This is a genomic window from Marivivens sp. JLT3646 (genome assembly GCF_001908835.1).
In the GTDB taxonomy this organism is placed as follows: Bacteria; Pseudomonadota; Alphaproteobacteria; order Rhodobacterales; family Rhodobacteraceae; genus Marivivens; species Marivivens geojensis.
On sequence record NZ_CP018572.1, the window covers coordinates 1857102 to 1874351 of the forward strand.

16 protein-coding genes and 1 pseudogene are annotated in these 17250 nt (G+C 54.3%); 4 read left to right on the forward strand and 13 right to left on the reverse strand.

The window, feature by feature from the left end:
• Positions 1 to 70: 70 nt before the first annotated feature.
• Positions 71 to 619: a LuxR C-terminal-related transcriptional regulator gene (locus BSK21_RS09270; RefSeq protein WP_067546480.1), complete on the forward strand. Its 549-nt coding sequence runs from the start codon at positions 71 to 73 to the stop codon at positions 617 to 619.
• Here the strand turns inward: BSK21_RS09270 and BSK21_RS09275 are convergent.
• Together BSK21_RS09275 and rpsU are read right to left on the reverse strand one after the other, a co-directional pair.
• Positions 616 to 1257, reverse strand: a pseudogene (locus BSK21_RS09275) (FGGY family carbohydrate kinase); the annotation flags it as partial. The gene BSK21_RS09270 and the pseudogene BSK21_RS09275 sit on opposite strands and share 4 nt — an antisense overlap.
• Before the next feature lie 189 nt (positions 1258 to 1446).
• Positions 1447 to 1647 carry a 30S ribosomal protein S21 gene (gene rpsU / locus BSK21_RS09280; protein ID WP_067546482.1) on the reverse strand — a complete coding sequence of 67 codons (201 nt, stop codon included), beginning with the start codon at positions 1645 to 1647 and terminating at the stop codon, positions 1447 to 1449.
• A 215-nt stretch (positions 1648 to 1862) separates the two neighbouring features.
• Here rpsU and BSK21_RS09285 point away from each other — a divergent pair, with 215 nt between their 5' ends.
• Together BSK21_RS09285 and BSK21_RS09290 are read left to right on the forward strand one after the other, a co-directional pair.
• Positions 1863 to 2303, forward strand: coding sequence for a rhodanese-like domain-containing protein (locus BSK21_RS09285; RefSeq protein WP_067546485.1), 441 nt, complete (start codon positions 1863 to 1865; stop codon positions 2301 to 2303).
• A 92-nt stretch (positions 2304 to 2395) separates the two neighbouring features.
• Positions 2396 to 3613, forward strand: coding sequence for an FAD-binding oxidoreductase (locus BSK21_RS09290; RefSeq protein ID WP_067546488.1), 1218 nt, complete (start codon positions 2396 to 2398; stop codon positions 3611 to 3613).
• Between the two features lie 163 nt (positions 3614 to 3776).
• Here BSK21_RS09290 and BSK21_RS09295 read toward each other — a convergent pair whose 3' ends face one another.
• Positions 3777 to 4277 carry a hypothetical protein gene (locus BSK21_RS09295; protein ID WP_067546491.1) on the reverse strand — a complete coding sequence of 167 codons (501 nt, stop codon included), beginning with the start codon at positions 4275 to 4277 and terminating at the stop codon, positions 3777 to 3779.
• Positions 4278 to 4642: 365 nt separating this feature from the next.
• A complete protein-coding gene (locus tag BSK21_RS09300) occupies positions 4643 to 5143 on the reverse strand; it encodes a hypothetical protein (RefSeq protein ID WP_074039007.1) in 501 nt (166 codons plus the stop codon).
• Positions 5144 to 5506: 363 nt separating this feature from the next.
• Between BSK21_RS09300 and BSK21_RS09305 the strand changes: the two genes are divergently transcribed.
• A complete protein-coding gene (locus tag BSK21_RS09305) occupies positions 5507 to 6247 on the forward strand; it encodes a hypothetical protein (RefSeq protein WP_067546497.1) in 741 nt (246 codons plus the stop codon).
• A 298-nt stretch (positions 6248 to 6545) separates the two neighbouring features.
• On the opposite strand, the gene BSK21_RS09310 is transcribed toward BSK21_RS09305, so the two are convergent.
• From BSK21_RS09310 to BSK21_RS09350, 9 genes are all read right to left on the reverse strand, one after another.
• Positions 6546 to 7253 (reverse strand): IS6 family transposase, encoded by a 708-nt coding sequence (locus BSK21_RS09310; RefSeq protein WP_074039008.1) that lies wholly within the window; start codon positions 7251 to 7253, stop codon positions 6546 to 6548.
• A 41-nt stretch (positions 7254 to 7294) separates the two neighbouring features.
• A complete protein-coding gene (locus tag BSK21_RS09315) occupies positions 7295 to 8896 on the reverse strand; it encodes a peptidoglycan-binding protein (RefSeq protein ID WP_198039369.1) in 1602 nt (533 codons plus the stop codon).
• 233 nt (positions 8897 to 9129) lie between these two features.
• Positions 9130 to 9291, reverse strand: a complete 162-nt coding sequence (locus BSK21_RS15910; protein ID WP_067548430.1) for an IS6 family transposase — start codon at positions 9289 to 9291, stop codon at positions 9130 to 9132.
• Between the two features lie 75 nt (positions 9292 to 9366).
• Positions 9367 to 10968 (reverse strand): FMN-binding glutamate synthase family protein, encoded by a 1602-nt coding sequence (locus BSK21_RS09325; RefSeq protein WP_067548433.1) that lies wholly within the window; start codon positions 10966 to 10968, stop codon positions 9367 to 9369.
• 14 nt (positions 10969 to 10982) lie between these two features.
• The gene (locus BSK21_RS09330) at positions 10983 to 11762 is read right to left on the reverse strand and encodes a 3-keto-5-aminohexanoate cleavage protein (RefSeq protein ID WP_067548436.1); all 780 of its coding nucleotides are present in this window, start codon (positions 11760 to 11762) and stop codon (positions 10983 to 10985) included.
• A complete protein-coding gene (locus tag BSK21_RS09335) occupies positions 11759 to 13084 on the reverse strand; it encodes an aspartate aminotransferase family protein (RefSeq protein WP_067548439.1) in 1326 nt (441 codons plus the stop codon). The genes BSK21_RS09330 and BSK21_RS09335 overlap by 4 nt, the downstream gene beginning before the upstream one ends.
• A 4-nt stretch (positions 13085 to 13088) precedes the next feature.
• A complete protein-coding gene (locus BSK21_RS09340; protein WP_067548442.1) occupies positions 13089 to 13514 on the reverse strand; it encodes a universal stress protein in 426 nt (141 codons plus the stop codon).
• Between the two features lie 12 nt (positions 13515 to 13526).
• A complete protein-coding gene (locus tag BSK21_RS09345; RefSeq protein ID WP_067548444.1) occupies positions 13527 to 16157 on the reverse strand; it encodes a TRAP transporter permease in 2631 nt (876 codons plus the stop codon).
• A 75-nt stretch (positions 16158 to 16232) separates the two neighbouring features.
• Positions 16233 to 17192 carry a TAXI family TRAP transporter solute-binding subunit gene (locus BSK21_RS09350; RefSeq protein ID WP_067548447.1) on the reverse strand — a complete coding sequence of 320 codons (960 nt, stop codon included), beginning with the start codon at positions 17190 to 17192 and terminating at the stop codon, positions 16233 to 16235.
• Between the last annotated feature and the right edge of the window lie 58 nt (positions 17193 to 17250).

Below are 17250 nucleotides of genomic sequence, written 5' to 3' on the forward strand. Positions count from 1 at the left end.
CCCTTTCCATCGGAATACTCCAGCGGGTCGGGCAGCACGATCCGTGAAACTACGTAACGGGTGACAAGAGATGGACAGGTTTGCCGCACTAGCTTTTGAAAGCGCACCAGTCGGTTTGATCTACGCCGAGGATCGAGTGATCCAGCGTTGCAACGCCCGCTTTTGCGAAATGTTCGGGTTTGCAGCCTCCGAACTTCAGGGGCATTCCCTGTCAAAACTGTATCCCTCGTCAGAGGAATATCAGCGCATTGGCCAGATCGGCGCCGAAAAGATGCGCGGGCTGGGGCGTTATGCCGACGAACGCATCATGCGTCGCAAGGATGGCAGCCTGTTTTGGTGTCGTGTTCGGGGGCAGTCACTCGACCTTGACCAGCCCTTTGCGCAAACAGTGTGGAGCTTTGCCGACATTTCGGAAAATCGCCCTGTGACCGAACTAACGCTCCGCGAACGACAAGTGGCGCAGATGCTGGCCGAGGGACTGACGTCCAAGGAAATCGCGCGCCGTCTCGAGATCAGCCCCCGCACTGTCGAAGTTTACCGTGCCAAGCTCATGGACAAATTCGGTGCCCGCAATGGGTTGGAACTGGTTGCACATCTCGCGGGCATTCCGGTCGCCTAAACAGCCCCCATCGTGGGTTCGAAACGTGCATCGACCTTCCATCGGCGCGCGAAGGTGTCCTGTTCAGGATAGAAGCCGACGAATTGCCCTGCCAACCATGCCGCCCCGAGAGCGGTGGTTTCAAGGAGCTCGGGCCGATCGACGGGGGCACCGATGATGTCGGCGAGGAATTGCATCGTCCAGTCAGAGGCCGTCATCCCGCCATCGACCCGCAGGGTGGCCGTAGCCTCATCCGTGCTCCAATCCGCTTTCATCGCTTCCAAGAGGTCGCGCGTTTGGAACCCCACACTTTCAAGTGCCGCCTTGGATAGTTCCGCTGGACCGGAGTTGCGTGTCAGGCCAAAGATCGCGCCCCTGCAGTCGGGGTTCCAGTAGGGTGCACCCAGCCCTGTGAACGCGGGCACGAGGATGACATCTTGTCCAGCGTCCGCACTCTGGGCGAGGGATTGCGTTTCTGACGCGTTGTCGATGATCTGCAGACCATCCCTCAACCACTGCACCACCGCGCCCGCGATAAAAATCGATCCTTCGAGGGCATAGGTCGGCGTGCCGTTTAATTGATACGCAATCGTTGTGAGCAAGCGATTGTTCGACCGCACGGGCACGCCGCCTGTGTTCAACAGCGCAAAGCAGCCCGTGCTGAAAGCTTGAGAGCGAAAGAGAAAAAGCTGCCGACTTGGCGCCCCGATCGCATCCAAAAACAACACATCAGTGTTCAGGATGACAGGTGCTAGTCGAGCAGCTTTTATGATCTTCTACATCAACGTCTTTCGACGAGTGCAGCAGCGTCAGACGTTCGCAGCCAAATCGGCGCGAACGAGCCTAGCTTAGCCGAGCATCTGAGCCCGTTTACGAGCCAGTTTACGCTGACGGCTGATTGCTTCCTTCTGCTCGCGCGCTTTGCGGATGGAAGGTTTCTCGAAATACTCTTTCAGACGCATTTCGCGATAAACCCCTTCACGCTGGAGTTTTTTCTTCAACACACGCAACGCTTGCTCGACATTATTGTCGCGAACCGAAACTTCCATCTTTTTCCTGCTATGTTTGCAAAGAGAACTTTGTCGCAGCTTGCAGAGAGCGCGGAAGATTTCAAATGAAATCGACAGAATACCCCATCAGGATATGCTTTTGATGGGTTTAGTTGGTCATTTTTGCCTCACCCGGCGACCAAACGCAGCCAGATGACCCCTACACATCACACTTTCATTATATTATATGTGCTAAAAATTCATGAGGATGAACGATGAATCGCAGAGTTTTCCTAGGCGCCGCAGTCATTTCAGCCGCCGCAATCGGATTCGGGCTGTATCAACCTGAGGCTCACGCTGAGAATCTCACTCTAGAGGCACTAAGTGGTCAGGCGCTTTCGACATCAGAAGACACGTTGCTGGTCGATATACGGCGCCCCGACGAATGGAAGCAAACAGGTGTGATTGAGGGCGCTTTGCTCGTCACCTACACCGACCCGCAATCATTCCTTCAGGCCGTTCAACCACACCTTCGCGAAGGTCAAAAGCTGGCCCTCGTTTGCCGATCGGGCAATCGCACATCGCAAGCCACGCGCCAGATCGCCCAGTTGGTCAACGGCCCCGTGATCGATGTCCAAGGCGGCATGAACCGCATTCTGCGTGAAGGCTACACCCCAGTCGCCCCTACGCGCGAACGCGGCTGCGCATCGTGTTAGGCGAGACGTCACTCCGAAATCGAGAATTTGACACGCCGATTTAATATCGCACTATGAAGGTCTTGAAGTCAGCTTTCGCGACGTGACCACCTATGCCTGATGTTACCTCCAAACCTGTTCACCACGATATCATCGTTATCGGCGGTGGTGTCGTTGGAATGAGCATTGCCTTTCGCCTTGTCAAAGAAGGCAGAGAGGTCGCGCTCATCGAACCTAATGAATTGGGTATGGGGGCGTCCTACGGGAATGCTGGAACGATTGCAGATTATGCAACGATTCCGGTGGGTACGCCCAACGTTCTTCGCAATTTGCCCAGTCTTCTCTTTGACCGTAACAGTCCGCTGTCTTTGCCATACAGAACATTGCCAAGTCTGATGCCTTGGTTGCTGGAGTTCTTCTACCAAAGCCTTCCCAAGCAAGCGGAAAACAATGCCCAGAGGATCGGCGCGCTCCTGAAAAACGCGAGCGACATGTGGCGTGAGCTTAGCCTCGAACTTGGCGCATCACATCATTTGCATCGGCGAGGATGCTTATACCTCTATGAATCCAACAAGGCCTTTGCCGCCGCGAAATACGACGAAAGGCTACGGAGACAGAACGGCGTCGCGGTCGACGTCATAACCGCCGACGAGGTCTTGCGTCACGAACCCAATTTGCAGCCCTTTGAGGGTGGCGCTCATTTCTTTCCCGATGCAACGAGCATCGACAACCCCGGGGAAGTTATGAAGATTTTCGCGAGAAATTTGGTGGAACGGGGTATCACGATCCATCCAACGTCAGCGGTTTCGATCGATGACAGTGACGGCACACGGATAAACGTTCACTGCACAGATCGCGTTGTTCAGGCCAATAAGGTGATTGTGGCAGCGGGAGCGTTCTCGAAACCTTTGGCACGGTCAGCCGGAGAGACCGTGCGCCTTGATACCGAACGCGGTTATCATTTGGAGTTCGACATGGATACGCCGCCGGTGACGCGGCCAGTATGCTCTGCCAAACGCGGCCTTTACGCCTCGCCAATGGTCGGGCGATTGCGCATCGCGGGCACGGTCGAATTGGGCGGACTTTCTTTGCCGCAGTCCGAACACCGACTAAAAATGCTAGAGCGCGGGGCACGGGACATGTTTCCAGCCTTGGGGGAACCTAGTCGAACTTGGTTCGGGTTTCGCCCATCCATGCCCGATTCAGTCCCCGTGATCCGAGCCACAAAACACAACAAAAACGTCATCATGGCATTCGGACATGGCCACATCGGCGTCACTCTCGCACCCACAACCGCCGCAATCGTGAGCGACTTGGTAAAACTTGGTTAACCGTTGGTTCCGATTGCCACACTGCAACATTGCTGACGCAGCACACTCGTTGCAACACTATCTGCGTTGGGATTTGCCTTCCGAAATAACGTGACATCCGCCACGCTCTCCGGCATCCCGTGGCAAAAGAAAAATGTCTCTATCCGCTCGGCGCCATCTCTAATCACTGTCCAGCAATCGGATTTGTCATCGTCACCACATGAACAACTGCAGTTGTGGGATCGCTGCAAAGGTCTTCATTTCCTTCCGAGAAAACCCGTAGCTCTTGGCCATAGCTGCCAAAGTAAATGGGACAGTCATCACGAAATTCGCGCTGGATCGGCGTACCAGTTGCGAAGAGTGCGTTTTCGGCGGCGGCCATCCCATTCACAAACGAAACGCTCCCGCTCCTCACGCTACACCACATCGGATAGGTTTCATCGGTCGGTGGCAGGGCGATAACAGCGCCATCTGGGCTCTTGAAGGCCGTTGAGCCAAAGTCGGGGTCTTTATAGCTATGCCAGCCTGCATCCTCGAACCGATCTTGGGCAAACCAGGGGTCAGAGCCAAATCGAAGGCACAACTCGACGGCCTCAGCAAAGGAGCCAGCGGGGTTGGACTGGGCCGCATGAGCAGAAACCAGGGCCGCACCAGATACAATCAAAGCGAGGGTAAATTGTGTCATCTCATTCTCCTAAAAAAGGCTTGCAGAGACGCTCAGAACGCGTGAACAGCGTTAATCCTGCGTCCTAATTGTAAACCCACTGGAGCCCAGCCGCCACAACCTGAGAGGTATCAAAGGTAGGGATTACTTCTATTGACGCTTGGCATCTTGTCGCAGCCTGACGCTGGCGAAACTATTGACGGCGATTGGCGCCACCACGCCATCGCGCGGAACATACATTCCATCCGAACCCATTTGCCAAATAGCTGACCAGCCGAACCAGCCGCTCAGTCATCAACGCGACCTTGGCGGTGTTATAAAGCAGTGAATTGGTGGGAATGGAGCTATTGAATTTTAGAACGGTGTCGTTGCGACCATGCGGACTTCTATCTGTGAATCCGCGCCATAGCGGCCCCTAGCGTCTCTGCCGTTTGAGGACTTGCGAGTTTTCTAATGGCCTGTAGCGAAAGCGATTTCTGACCTACTGGCAGTTTCTTCTCTTCGACCACATAAAACGCCCACTGGGATACATCCCGCTGATCAGCGCCTTCATGCCACGCGAAAATATAAACATCCGCAAAGCGCAAACCACTTACGTTTTCGACATAGGTTTTACCGTCTGGGTAATGACCTTTTGCCGCCGATATATCGAAGCGAGGGCTCGATGTTGCAATACCCCACGATTGTTCCCGTGCTGACTGTTTAATCTCAACACGAAGCCCATCAGACCGTTCAACATCCCAGGCAGACCAATCCTTACCAGTATGCTCCCATCCATCGCCGAGGATTTCACAGACCATCGCCTCTACCCAGAGGCCGCGCAGATTATTTTGAATTTGAGGACGATCAAATAGACCGCGAATGCGCGCAAATATCTCTGAATTCATCACAAAAACCTACACTATAGTATCTTGTATCGCAAAATGGAGCAGAAGTCAGTCACCCTAGCTGACACTAATGTCCTTAGCACAACTCAATTAAAAATAATTGGTGAGTGACAGGTGATTTCGGAGTGATTGTGGCGGTGCGGTCAGACTAATTCGAACGCGCCTAGCTTTAACCAAGTCCTCAGACCGCACCCATTTGGTGCCAATCGCCAAGAGTAGCGATGCACAAAGTCTTAAAATTGCCACGGCTGTCGTGATTGCCGACTGAGCCAAAACCAGAGATTGCTGCTCATTTCGATTGCTACCCCCTCGGATTGCCCTAACTCGGACACAAAGAGGAAGTAGCAACTTGGAGTACAAACCGTGGGTGTAGTCATTATTATTGGTTCAGGACCTGGGGCACTTCAGTCAAGAGATTGGCGCCGCAGTTCATCCCAAACCCTCGTCGCTATAAATAATGCCTGGCGAGTACGCCCCGATTGGGACTATCTCATTCACCCCGAGGACTTCCCTATAAACCGACGTCCACGATTATTTAAAACAGATCAAAAAACGATCTGCGCAAATGATTATGTACCTCTACAAAACCAATTTGGTGGCTTTGTTTATGCAGGAGGCACTATGGCCTTCACTGCAGCTTACTGGGCGCTTGCCGCGCTCAAACCACGCGTCATAGCAATGATCGGTTGTGACATGGTTTATCCTCAAACTGGGCCAACTCATTTCTATGGCGAAGGAACGGCTGACCCACTGCGCGAAGACATCACGCTGCGATCACTTGAAGCAAAGTCAGCGCGACTTTTAGCACTCGCAGCTCAGTCGAACTGTGCCTTGGTAAACCTATCAGATTCTCCTACAAGCCGCCTGATTTATCCACGAGCAGTTCATACAAGCCTAAACTCTGTTCGACCTATCAGTTTTCAAAGCAGCCTTATTGAGCGTGCACTGCGCGCTGAAAAGCGCGCAAACTACATGGTGCCAAATGGACGATATTGGAAAGTCGCACATCAATTTGATCCCGAGGTTATAGACCAAATTGATCAACTGTGGCTGGATGTCGCTGTAAATATGACGATTAACAACGACCTTTCAGAAGCAATTTAAGAGAGCCGTTTTCGGACATTCACTGGATCAGGAAATCTGTCGAAATCAATCACGAAAGCGTACTATTTATCTCATCCCGCCCTATATGACTTGAGCTCTCTTCGTTGCGGGCTAAAAGCACTCTCTCGCTGCCAGTATGCGAACATCAAACACCCATATCAAACGGTTCACTGAATCGATGGGCCAGTGACACGGTTATCTCTTACCTCATAAAGGATTAGTAACCTGCTGAGAATCGCCCATCAGGGTGCTGTCAGACTAATTCGAACTCGTCTCCGTTTGCCACTTAACCAAGTCTTCAGATCGCACCAAGTTGGCGCCACTCGGCGAGAGCCGCGGCGCGTAAGGTCTTAAAGTTGCCTCGGCTGTAGTGGTGTCGTTCCTGATTAAAGTGATTGTGGACGGACGAGTGAATGGCGGCGAATTTCTGCAAACATCGCATTTGCCGAAACCTCAGCATGGCACGTTCGCGTCGTCGAAACGGAAGGTGAGAATTCTCAACGCGGTTGTTGAGCCACCTGCCCGTTTTCTGCTTCTCAGTATTTCCTAGGTCTCTCATAGCTGCGCCATAAGACCTCAGATTGTCGGTGACTATTGACTGCGGGCTTCCGTATCTACGCAGAGATTTCCTAAGAAATTTCAGTGCCGCCTTACGGTCTCGGCGCTTTGTGACATAGCTTTCAAGCACCTCACCTTCGTGATCAACGGCGCGCCACATGTAATGCCGGACGCCATTCACTTTCACGAAGACCTCGTCCAGGTGCCATTGCCAATTCGAGCTGGATTTCAATCTGTCCGCTCTTCGCTTTCTGATTTCTGCAGCAAACAGCGGACCAAATCTATTCCACCAATAACGGATCGTTTCATGGCTAACATCGATCCCCCGCTCATGCAGGAGATCCTCCACATTACGAAGAGACAGAGGGAACCGCACATAGAGCATGACCGCTAAGCGGATCACCTCTGGGCTCGTCTTGAAGTATCGAAATGGAGAGCGCTTGGTCATACCAAAACGCTAAACATGCTCCCTTCCCTGCTCAAGGCTGTTTAGTCTGACAGTGCCTTTAGCACTGCTGTTTCATAATTTGGGCCGCCGCCGCGTGAGAAAGACCAATTGTTACGGTAGCTGCCAATTCCTGCTCTTAGTCGATCAGGGTCATGTGCACCCAAGTAAGTTGCGAAAAATTCAATCGGATTTTCAATGTCTTTTTGGACCATATTTCCTGATCCATCGTAGCATTCGCGCAAAAAGTTAAAATCCTCATTATCAGCGTATTGGTTAACCAAAGATGGGGTTTCTACCACGCTCAATGCGTATTCCATCATTTCCTTGATGCTGCCGCCTTCATTCACCCGTAAAGTCCAATCGATCTCTGCGATCCGATCCCATTGGAACAAAAATGCATCTGAAAACATGGCGGCCCATGCGACATAGTCCGCGGCATAGCACCCACGTAAGCTATCAAATGCTGGGCTTCCGTCTGGGCGGATCGCGGCCATATATCGATGAAACGTCAAATAGGCTCGACGAATAAGCTCGGGCGATTGGGTCAAAATACCAACCCTCATCGTTACTTGAGCCGTAATTGCAGCAGCGTTCATGCATTCATTTGACATTGAGCCCCCACTTATCGGTCTACGACAAAACTCGGAACCAACTGGGTTCCTAATTTCATAAGGATGGATGTCGTCGACTCTTCGTCGTGCCCATTCTGCATAGGCCAGATCTTGCTCTGGCCCCCAGTCAAAACCTGCACGTAACACCTCTACGCCTGATGTTATTTGATTAATCATCAAGATATATGGAAAGTTCGTCGAAACGCCCTCGTTATCATACATTAGGTTGACTGGTGCATCGTTCCGTATCCACGTATCGACCATAGCCTGATAGTCACGAAGTGCCCACGCGCCCTGGGCGCCATCACTCAGGGCGGCCAAGGCTAAAGTGGTCAACCCATCCTGACATATGACCTGTGCATCACGGAGTGTTGTCTCCTTCCACGATCCCGTCCCGTCGAGATTTTTTGATGGGTTCGGCATCACGTGTCGGACGGTAGGGAGCCAAGACCTGCAAAAATCTACGTGTCTTGTGCGAACGGCTTCATGAAAAACACGGCCAAAACCCACGTTATATGAGTTAAATGCTGTTCGCGTCTCCTCTAAGTCGGGAAACACTGGTGCAACGTTGGTTAAGTCAAAGTCTGGCACCGTGATGTTATTGGACGAAGCATAAGCTTCGATTTCATCCAAACCGCTGTATCGACGCGGTAGATTAAGATCGAGATTAACCGAGAGATCGCAGTCGAGATTTCGAACTTCTGCTTCTCTAAATGTGACGTTGAGTGGAAGCACTCGCAAAGTCGAACACAGCATCTCATCGTCTAAATCTGATGGCTTAGTGGTCTGCGTGACGAGCCCAGCCAAAATTTCGCGAGGCGTATTAGCGTATTCACTAAAATCTAACACAAATTGGGCCAGATCATCGTTCAAAGTTCCTTCGAAAACGACGTTAGTCCGTTCAAAAAACTGCTCCAATGCATCGCGGGTTCGTCGTCCATACTGCCCATCGACGGGACCGGGTGCGTATCCGAGATCTTGAAGGGCGGCCTGCACGTCGCGAAGTTCAGTCGAATGTGATTGCGTCGCCATTATGCTGAATATCAGAGCATTAGCGATTTGACGTAAATTACGGCCCATCTCAGCATCTCATATAAATTGCATCGTGGTACAAACCTAACCTCTAAGAGACTTTGCGTGTCAAATTTAATTCGAGGAACGCACCTTCAGTTCTCACCAAGGTGCCATCGCCATTTCGGATTGGATTTTTATCGGTCCTGTCTTCGATACTTGAATTCAAACCCAAACAGCGGAACAAATCTGTTCTACGAATAACCGGTCAATTCATGGCTTACGTCGAACCCCCGCTGACGCAGGAGATTTTCCACATTGCGAAGAGATAGAGGAAACCGCACATAGAGCATAACCGCCAAGAGGATCACTTCTGGGATCGTTTTGAAGTACCGAAATGGAGAGCGTTTGGTCATACCAAAACGCTAAACACGCGCCCTACACACCTCAAGGCCGTCAAGTCTGACAGTGGCTGTCGTACTTTTGGGCCGTCAGACGCCCCCATCGTTTGGCGCAAAACTGGCCGAAGAAGACCGTTGCCAGCGCTTGAGATAGCCATAGCGATCATCATCCTCACGCAGGAGGAACCCCTCGGGCATGTAAGGATAGACTTCTTCGCCAGTGACCATGTCCCGGTCTTTTTCCCGCATCAACAAATGGTGGGGCATGAATTGGCCGGGGTGCTCAAGACCAGCTGCCCCCGTGATGTCACCAAGGGCCTTCATTGTGTTGCGATGGAAGTTAGCAACGCGGTCGGCTTTGTCAGGAACGACGAGCGCACGTTGACGCAGAGGGTCTTGTGTGGCGACACCTGTCGGACAGTGGTTCGTATGGCAGGCTTGTGCTTGAATGCAGCCGATCGAAAACATGAACCCGCGAGCCGAATTGCACCAGTCCGCACCCAGCGCGAGGGTGCGTGCAATATCGAACGACTGGATCAGCTTACCCGACGCACCAATGCGGATGCGATCTCGCAGCCCAACGCCCCTTAGGGTGTTGTGGGTAAAGGTCAGACCTTCGACGAGGGGCATCCCCATGTGGTTTGCGAATTCCAGAGGTGCCGCACCCGTGCCGCCTTCTTTGCCATCGACGACAATAAAATCTGGGGTGATCCCTGTTTCCAGCATCGCACGCACGATGCACATGAATTCGCGACGGTGACCGATACACAGCTTAAAGCCCACTGGTTTTCCGTTTGAGAGACCGCGCAACTGCTCAATGAACTCCATCATCTCAATAGGAGTCTGAAAAGCCGAATGCCCAGCTGGCGACATACAGTCCTGCCCCATCGGGATACCGCGCGCTTCGGCGATTTCTGGCGTGATCTTCGAGGCTGGCAGCATACCGCCCTGCCCTGGCTTTGCCCCTTGGCTCAGCTTAATTTCAACCATTTTGACCTGAGGGTCATTGGCAGTTTCAGCGAATTTCTCGGGGTCAAATTTACCATCAAGCGTCCGACACCCAAAGTAACCAGTGCCAACTTCAAAGATAAGGTCGCCACCGCCTTCGCGGTGATACCGGCTGATGCCACCTTCGCCTGTATCATGCGCAAAGCCACCTGCTTTGGCGCCTTTATTCAGGGCAAGGATGGCATTTGCCGACAACGCGCCAAAGCTCATCGCCGAAATATTGTAGATCGAAGCGCTATAAGGTTGACGGCAATCAGGGCCACCGATCAGCACTCGAAAATCAGAATTCGCGATTTTCTTAGGCTGAATGGAATGGGTCATCCATTGATAACCGCCATCATAAACACGTTTTTTGGTGCCGAAGGGACGCTTGTCCTCAACGTTCTTTGCACGTTGATAAACGATGGCCCGATCCTCCCGAGAAAACGGAACCTCGTCGTCATCTGACTCCAGAAGATACTGCCGAATTTCCGGTCGTATCATTTCAACGAAATAACGTATGTGGCCGAGAACTGGGTAGTTTCGCAGGACAGCATGTTTGGATTGCGTCAGGTCGCGGATCCCCACAAGAACCAACCCACCCGAAAAGGCCGCGAAGGCATAAGACCAAACACCAAAGCTTGGTATTGCGACAAAGAGAATGAAGGCGGCGATGATGGCCGCGAAGGTTGCATACCTTAACATTGCTAATCTCGGCCTCAGGCAGTTTCCTGCAGGAGCAGGCTATTCACCAATTCAACGACCCGCTCCTCATTGTTTGCTGCGCAAGTTAAGTCACTGTTTATTCGGTTATTTTCAAATCCAACTCGCGCCTTTGCACCCAAAGAGCGCGCCGCAACGAGACATTCTGTCTCTCTCTGCCCAAATGCACAGACGGCCCAATCCACGTCTTTAATCAACGTTGTTAAGGCTCCGCCCAGCACGTCTAGGGCTTTCGGGTTAGACACTTGCCCGGGAGTGTAGCGCCCCAACACAATCAAGGCCTGCAATTGGCCTGCTGGAACGATCCCGTCGTTCTGCATTGCGACAAGTCGATGGATATCGTCCAAGTCGTAGAGGATGTGTTGCACATCCATCTTTGTCTCGTGGCAGTCGTGATAAAAGGCCCTTTGCGCATCCGTCTCAGAATCTGCCATCATCTCACGCAGAGCAACCGAAACCGCCTTTGGCTGCACATCTTTGACAAGTTTACGTTGCTGGGCAGGACTATAGAGCCCGACAGCTTCTGTGGTGATCTGAGTATAAAAACCGGGCAGAGCGCGGTCTAATTCAGCCATCAGTTCGCGATAAAGACCAGCATCAAGGATGTGCTGCTGCGAGCGGTCGCGCACATGCACATGAACCCCATCGGCCCCTGCGGCGGCGCAATCGACAGTACATTGCACGATCTCGGGGATGGTCACGGGCACGCCTGAGTGGTCTTTTTTGGTCAGTCGCGCACCATTTGGAGCGACCATGATCTTTGGCAGAGAGGTCATGACTTAACCGCGACCTTGATTGCGCCCGATAGTTTTTCGACAAGTTCGTCGATCTGAGCGTCCTCGATTATGAAGGCTGGAGCTAACAACACGTGGTCCCCATTGATGCCATCGATCGTGCCGCCCATCGGATAACAAATCAAACCCGCTTCAAATGCCGCGGCTTTGATCTTTGCATGTATTTTTTTGGCTGGATCGAACGATGCCTTGGTTTCGCGGCTTGCTACTAGTTCCACACCGCGGAATAGACCACGCCCACGAATGTCGCCCACATGGGCATGTTGACCGAGGCTTTCCTCCAGCGCCGCTTGCAGTTTTGCACCTTGCATGCACACACGGGCCAGTAGGTCGTCTTCCTCGATTTCGCTGAGCACCGCGTTGGCCGCAGCCGCCGCCATAGCATGACCCATGTAGGTATGGCCGTGTTGGAAAAATCCTGATCCCGCAGAGATGGCATCATAAATACGACCTTGGACCAGCAGCGCGCCAATTGGCTGATAACCCGCACCAAGACCCTTTGCTATCGTGATCATATCGGGGGAAATTCCGTCCTCGAGGCAGGCGAACAGGTGACCTGTCCGCCCCATGCCGCACATCACTTCGTCGAGGATCAGCAAAATGCCATATTGGTCGCAAATCTCTCGGACACGTTTGAAATAGCCAGGCACGGCAGGCACGGCACCTGATGTTGCACCGACCACGGGTTCGGCAACAAAGGCCATCACGGTTTCGGCGCCAAGACGGTTGATTTCAGACTCAAGCTCATTGGCAACGCGCAGACCATAGGCCTCGACCGTCTCATCCTCGGCGCGGCAACGGTATTCATAGCAGGGCGCGATATGCGAGGTTTCGACCAGAAGCGGCGCAAACTGGGCTCGGCGCCACTCGTTTCCACCTGCGGCGAGTGCGCCTAGCGTATTGCCGTGATAGCTCTGACGACGCGCAATAATGCGGTGCCGCTGAGGTTGACCAATCTCCATGAAATACTGTCGCGCAAGTTTCAGCGCGGCCTCTACCGCTTCGGAACCACCCGAAACGAGATACACACGATCGATCCCCTCGGGCGCGGCAGCGACAAGTCGATCCGCAAGCTGTTCAGCTGGGTCCGAGGTGAAAAAGCCTGTATGAGCGAATGCCAACGTATCAAGCTGGCTATGCAGTGCGGCGCGAACACGTGCGTTCGAATGTCCGAGGCACGACACAGCCGCCCCACCCGACCCATCAAGATAGCGTTTGCCCGATGCATCGATGAGATAGCAGCCGTCTCCAGCAACGGCAGATGGCAAAGTGCCTTTGGTCGAGCGTCCAAAGATGTGGCTCATAGGGTCAGTTCCTTACGACGTAAACGGATTGCTTAGCGTGACGCACAACCCGTGCGGCATTCGGCCCAAGCAGATAGTCAGAGAGTTCGGGGCGGTGGGCTCCCATCACGATGGAATCTACAGACAAACGATCAGCCGCACGTAAGATCATGTCGTAGACAGAGCCGTGCACGACATGTGGGTGCAAATCGATGCCATCAGGAACCGATGTCTGAACCCACTCCTGCAGCTTTTGCCCAGCCACACGCAGCAGGTCTTTTTCATAACCATCACGAAAGAACCCCGAGATTTGAGAATAGCCAAATTCGGGAACCACGGTGAGCACATGAATCGTACCACCCTCATCCAGCAGACGTAGCGCCTCGGCTAGGGGGCGACTAGTCGCCTCCAGATTGTTCAAATCGACCGGAAGAAGGATCGTGTTAGCCATTGTAATTCCTCCTCAGAAGGCGGGCTTGGTCTGGCGGCGACGCTGGAGCATCACGACAACGCCCAACAATGCCAGAGCAGGGATCCAGAATAGCTGCTTGGGCAGACGGTCTGCGGGATGCAGGAGGCTGACCACTTCAACGCGCGGATCGGAGTAGAAATCGAACCCTTGCAGTTTCGTCTGGTAATCGGTGCCGAACATCGGTTCGTCCATGAACAGACGGGCGCCTTCGGGCAAAAGGAACAGACCCGCAGCATCCGCGCGACCCGTCTGCGGGTCGGCATCGGTCACGGTATGGACCAGCGTCAGAGTGGACGGGCTGCCATCGACAAAGGCGGGGCCAGCCACGACAAAGCGGATCGTGTCACCGACAGAGGCTTGGTCAAAGGCTTCGGCCAGACGGGTTGGTTCCAGTTCCTCGAAACGGGGCTGAATGCGGTCAAGCCAGAAGCCTGGAACGAACAGGGTAAAGGCCACCAGCAATAGCGCGGCACTTTCCCATTTGCGCGAAGCGGCAAGGAAATAGCCCTGCGTTGCGGCTGCGAACAGAAGCATCGCGATGGTGGCGACAACGAACACGAGCACCGCATGCAGGATGCCAGCCGTGGTCCCCAGATCGACGCCATAAAGGATCAGCGTCGGGTTGTAGATGAACAGGAACGGCAGGGCGACGGTGCGCATCGAATAGAAGAACGCGGTAAAGCCCGTCTTAATCGGATCGCCACCCGACACAGCTGCCGCGGCAAAGCTGGCAAGGCCCACAGGTGGCGTCACGTCGGCCATGATGCCGAAGTAGAACACGAACAGGTGGGCCGCGACCAAGGGCACGATCAGCCCTTCCTGTGCGCCCAGTTGCACGACCACGCCCGCCATCAGCGACGACACAACGATGTAGTTTGCGGTGGTCGGCAGGCCCATGCCAAGGATCAGCGAGAACAGACCCACCAGCAACAGCATGATGAAAAGATGCCCGCCGGATAGCAGCTCGACCAGACCGGCAAGCTCGGTGCCGATGGGGGTCTTGGTCACGGTGGCAACAATTATGCCCGCTGCCGCCGTTGCCACACCAATGCCGATCATGTTGCGTGCGCCAGTGATCATCCCGTCAATCAGGTCAGATCCGCCCGCACGGAAGGCGGCAGCAATGTCTTCGTTTCGGAACAGCGCCTTGAGCGGGCGTTGGGTGATGATGATCGCCAGCATCACCGCGACAGCATAGAACGCGGATTTCGCAGGGGACTGCATTTCCACCATCAGGAACCAGACTAGAACAAGGATCGGCAGCAGATAGTGCAGACCAGTCGGGAAGACTTCTTTCACCGTCGGCAGGTGGAATTTACCCGAGTTCGGATCGTCCAGCGCCAGATCGGGATGGCGGGCGGCGGTGCGCACCATCAGCACATAGGCCACGATGATCGCTGCCAGGATCACCCATTCGGAGATCATCGGCGCAGCGCCACGCAGCGCACCGATGGTCCAGACCAGCGCGGTAAAGGCGATGGCGGTCGCGACAAAGCCGATACCAATTTTCAGGAACATTTTGCCAAGATTCGCCGCCGGTCCAAGCGCGGGCATGTCGCGCTTTAGCGCTTCGAGGTGCACGATGTAGACCAGCGCGATGTAAGAGATCACCGCCGGAATAAAGGCGTGCTTGATGACCTCGACATAGGAGATGCCGACGAATTCAACCATCAGGAAGGCGGCCGCGCCCATCACAGGAGGCATGATCTGGCCGTTGACCGAAGAGGCCACCTCGACCGCGCCGGCCTTTTCAGAGCTGAACCCGACCTTTTTCATAAGCGGGATGGTAAAGGTGCCGGTGGTCACAACGTTCGCGATCGACGATCCGGAAATCAGGCCGGTCATGGCCGATCCGACCACCGCCGCTTTTGCAGGGCCGCCGCGGAGTGCGCCCAGTCCGGCAAAGGCAAGCTGGATGAAGTAGTTGCCCGCGCCAGCCTTGTCGAGGATTGCGCCGAACAGCACGAACAGGAACACAAAGGCGGTCGATACGCCTAGCGGAATACCGAAAACGCCACTGGTATCAAGCCATTGGGCGTTGATAATCGCGTTGAACGACAAGCCCGAGTGTTCGATGATATCGGGGATCAGCCAGCCTTGGCCCATGTAGGCATAGGCAAGGAACACCGCACCGACCACGGTCAGGGCCGGTCCCAGCGCGCGGCGGGATGCCTCGAGCAGCAAAAGGATGCCGACAGATCCAATCACGATCTGATTAGTGGTTGGCAGGCCCGAACGGGCGGTCATCGCTAGTTCGCGCGAAAACAGAAAAATGTAAAAGGCAGAGCCAGCGCCAAGGATCGCGAGCACCCAGTCGTGCAGCGGCACGCGGTCACGGGGCGACGATTTCAGAGCGGGATAGGCAAGGAAGGCGAGAAGCACCGCGAACCCCAAATGAACAGGACGGGTCTGCGAGGAGTTCAGCACAGGAAGCCACGCGCCAAACCACAATTGCGGCTGGGCGATCCACAGTTGGAACAGCGACCATAATAAAGCAACGGCCGAGATGAACAGAGCCACCTTGCGGTTCGCCGGGTTTCGTCCGCCAGTATCTGTGCTGGCCACCAAATCCTGAAGCTCATCATCGCTAAAGGTTCTTTTCTGTTTGGTTTCGTCCGTCATCGTCTTGCCCCCGCGGATAAATAAGGGCCGCCGCGATGAACGGCGGCCCTCGTTTGTGTGAGTGGTATTTTGTTATTATTCGATCAGGCCAGCTTCGCGGAAATAACGCTCTGCACCCGGATGCAGCGGTGCGGACAGACCGTCATTTGCCATCTGCTTCGGGTCGAGGTTTGCAAAGGCTGGGTGCAAGCCACGGAAACCGTCGATGTCTTCAAAGACAGCTTTGACCAGCTGGTAGACGGTCTCTTCCGATACAGCAGCCGAGGTTACGAGCGTCGCACCCACACCAAAGGTCGCGGTGTCGGCGTCATTGCCACGATACATGCCACCCGGAATGGTCGCGGTGCGGTAATAGGGGTTTGCTGCAACCAGACCGTCGATTGCTGCGCCAGTGACGTTCACCAGAACCGCGTCACAAGCGGTGGTGGCTTCCTGAATGGAGCCCGATGGGTGACCAACGGTGTAAACCATCGCATCGATGTTGTTATCGCACAGTGCCTGCGACTGTTCTGCAGCCTGCAGTTCGGACGCGAGTGCGAAGCTGTCCATGGTCCAGCCCATTGCGTTCATCACGACTTCCATCGTGTCGCGCTGACCCGAACCCGGGTTACCTACGTTGACGCGCTTGCCCTGAAGGTCTTCGAAGTTGGCGATGCCAGCGTCGGCACGCGCAACAACGGTGAAGGGCTCTGGGTGGATCGAAAAGACCGAACGCAGATCAGGATTCGGGCCTGCATCAGCCAGTGAGCCTTCGCCGTGGACGGCTTTGTACTGAACGTCGGACTGCGCGACGCCAAATTCAAGCTCGCCCGAACGCACTGCGTTGACGTTGTAGACGGAACCGCCAGTAGATTCCACAGCACAACGGATGCCGTGCTCGGAACGGGTCTTTGCCATCATACGGCAGATCGCGCCGCCGGTCGGGTAGTAAACGCCGGTCACACCGCCGGTGCCGATCGATACGAATTCTTCAGCCATCGAAGGTGCTGCGGCGACAGCCATTGCAGCTGCGAGTGCGAAACTAGTGATTTTCATAGATGTCTCCCTGTCATCTGGGCTACCCGTTATGAGCAGCCCTCAATCGATCGGTTGT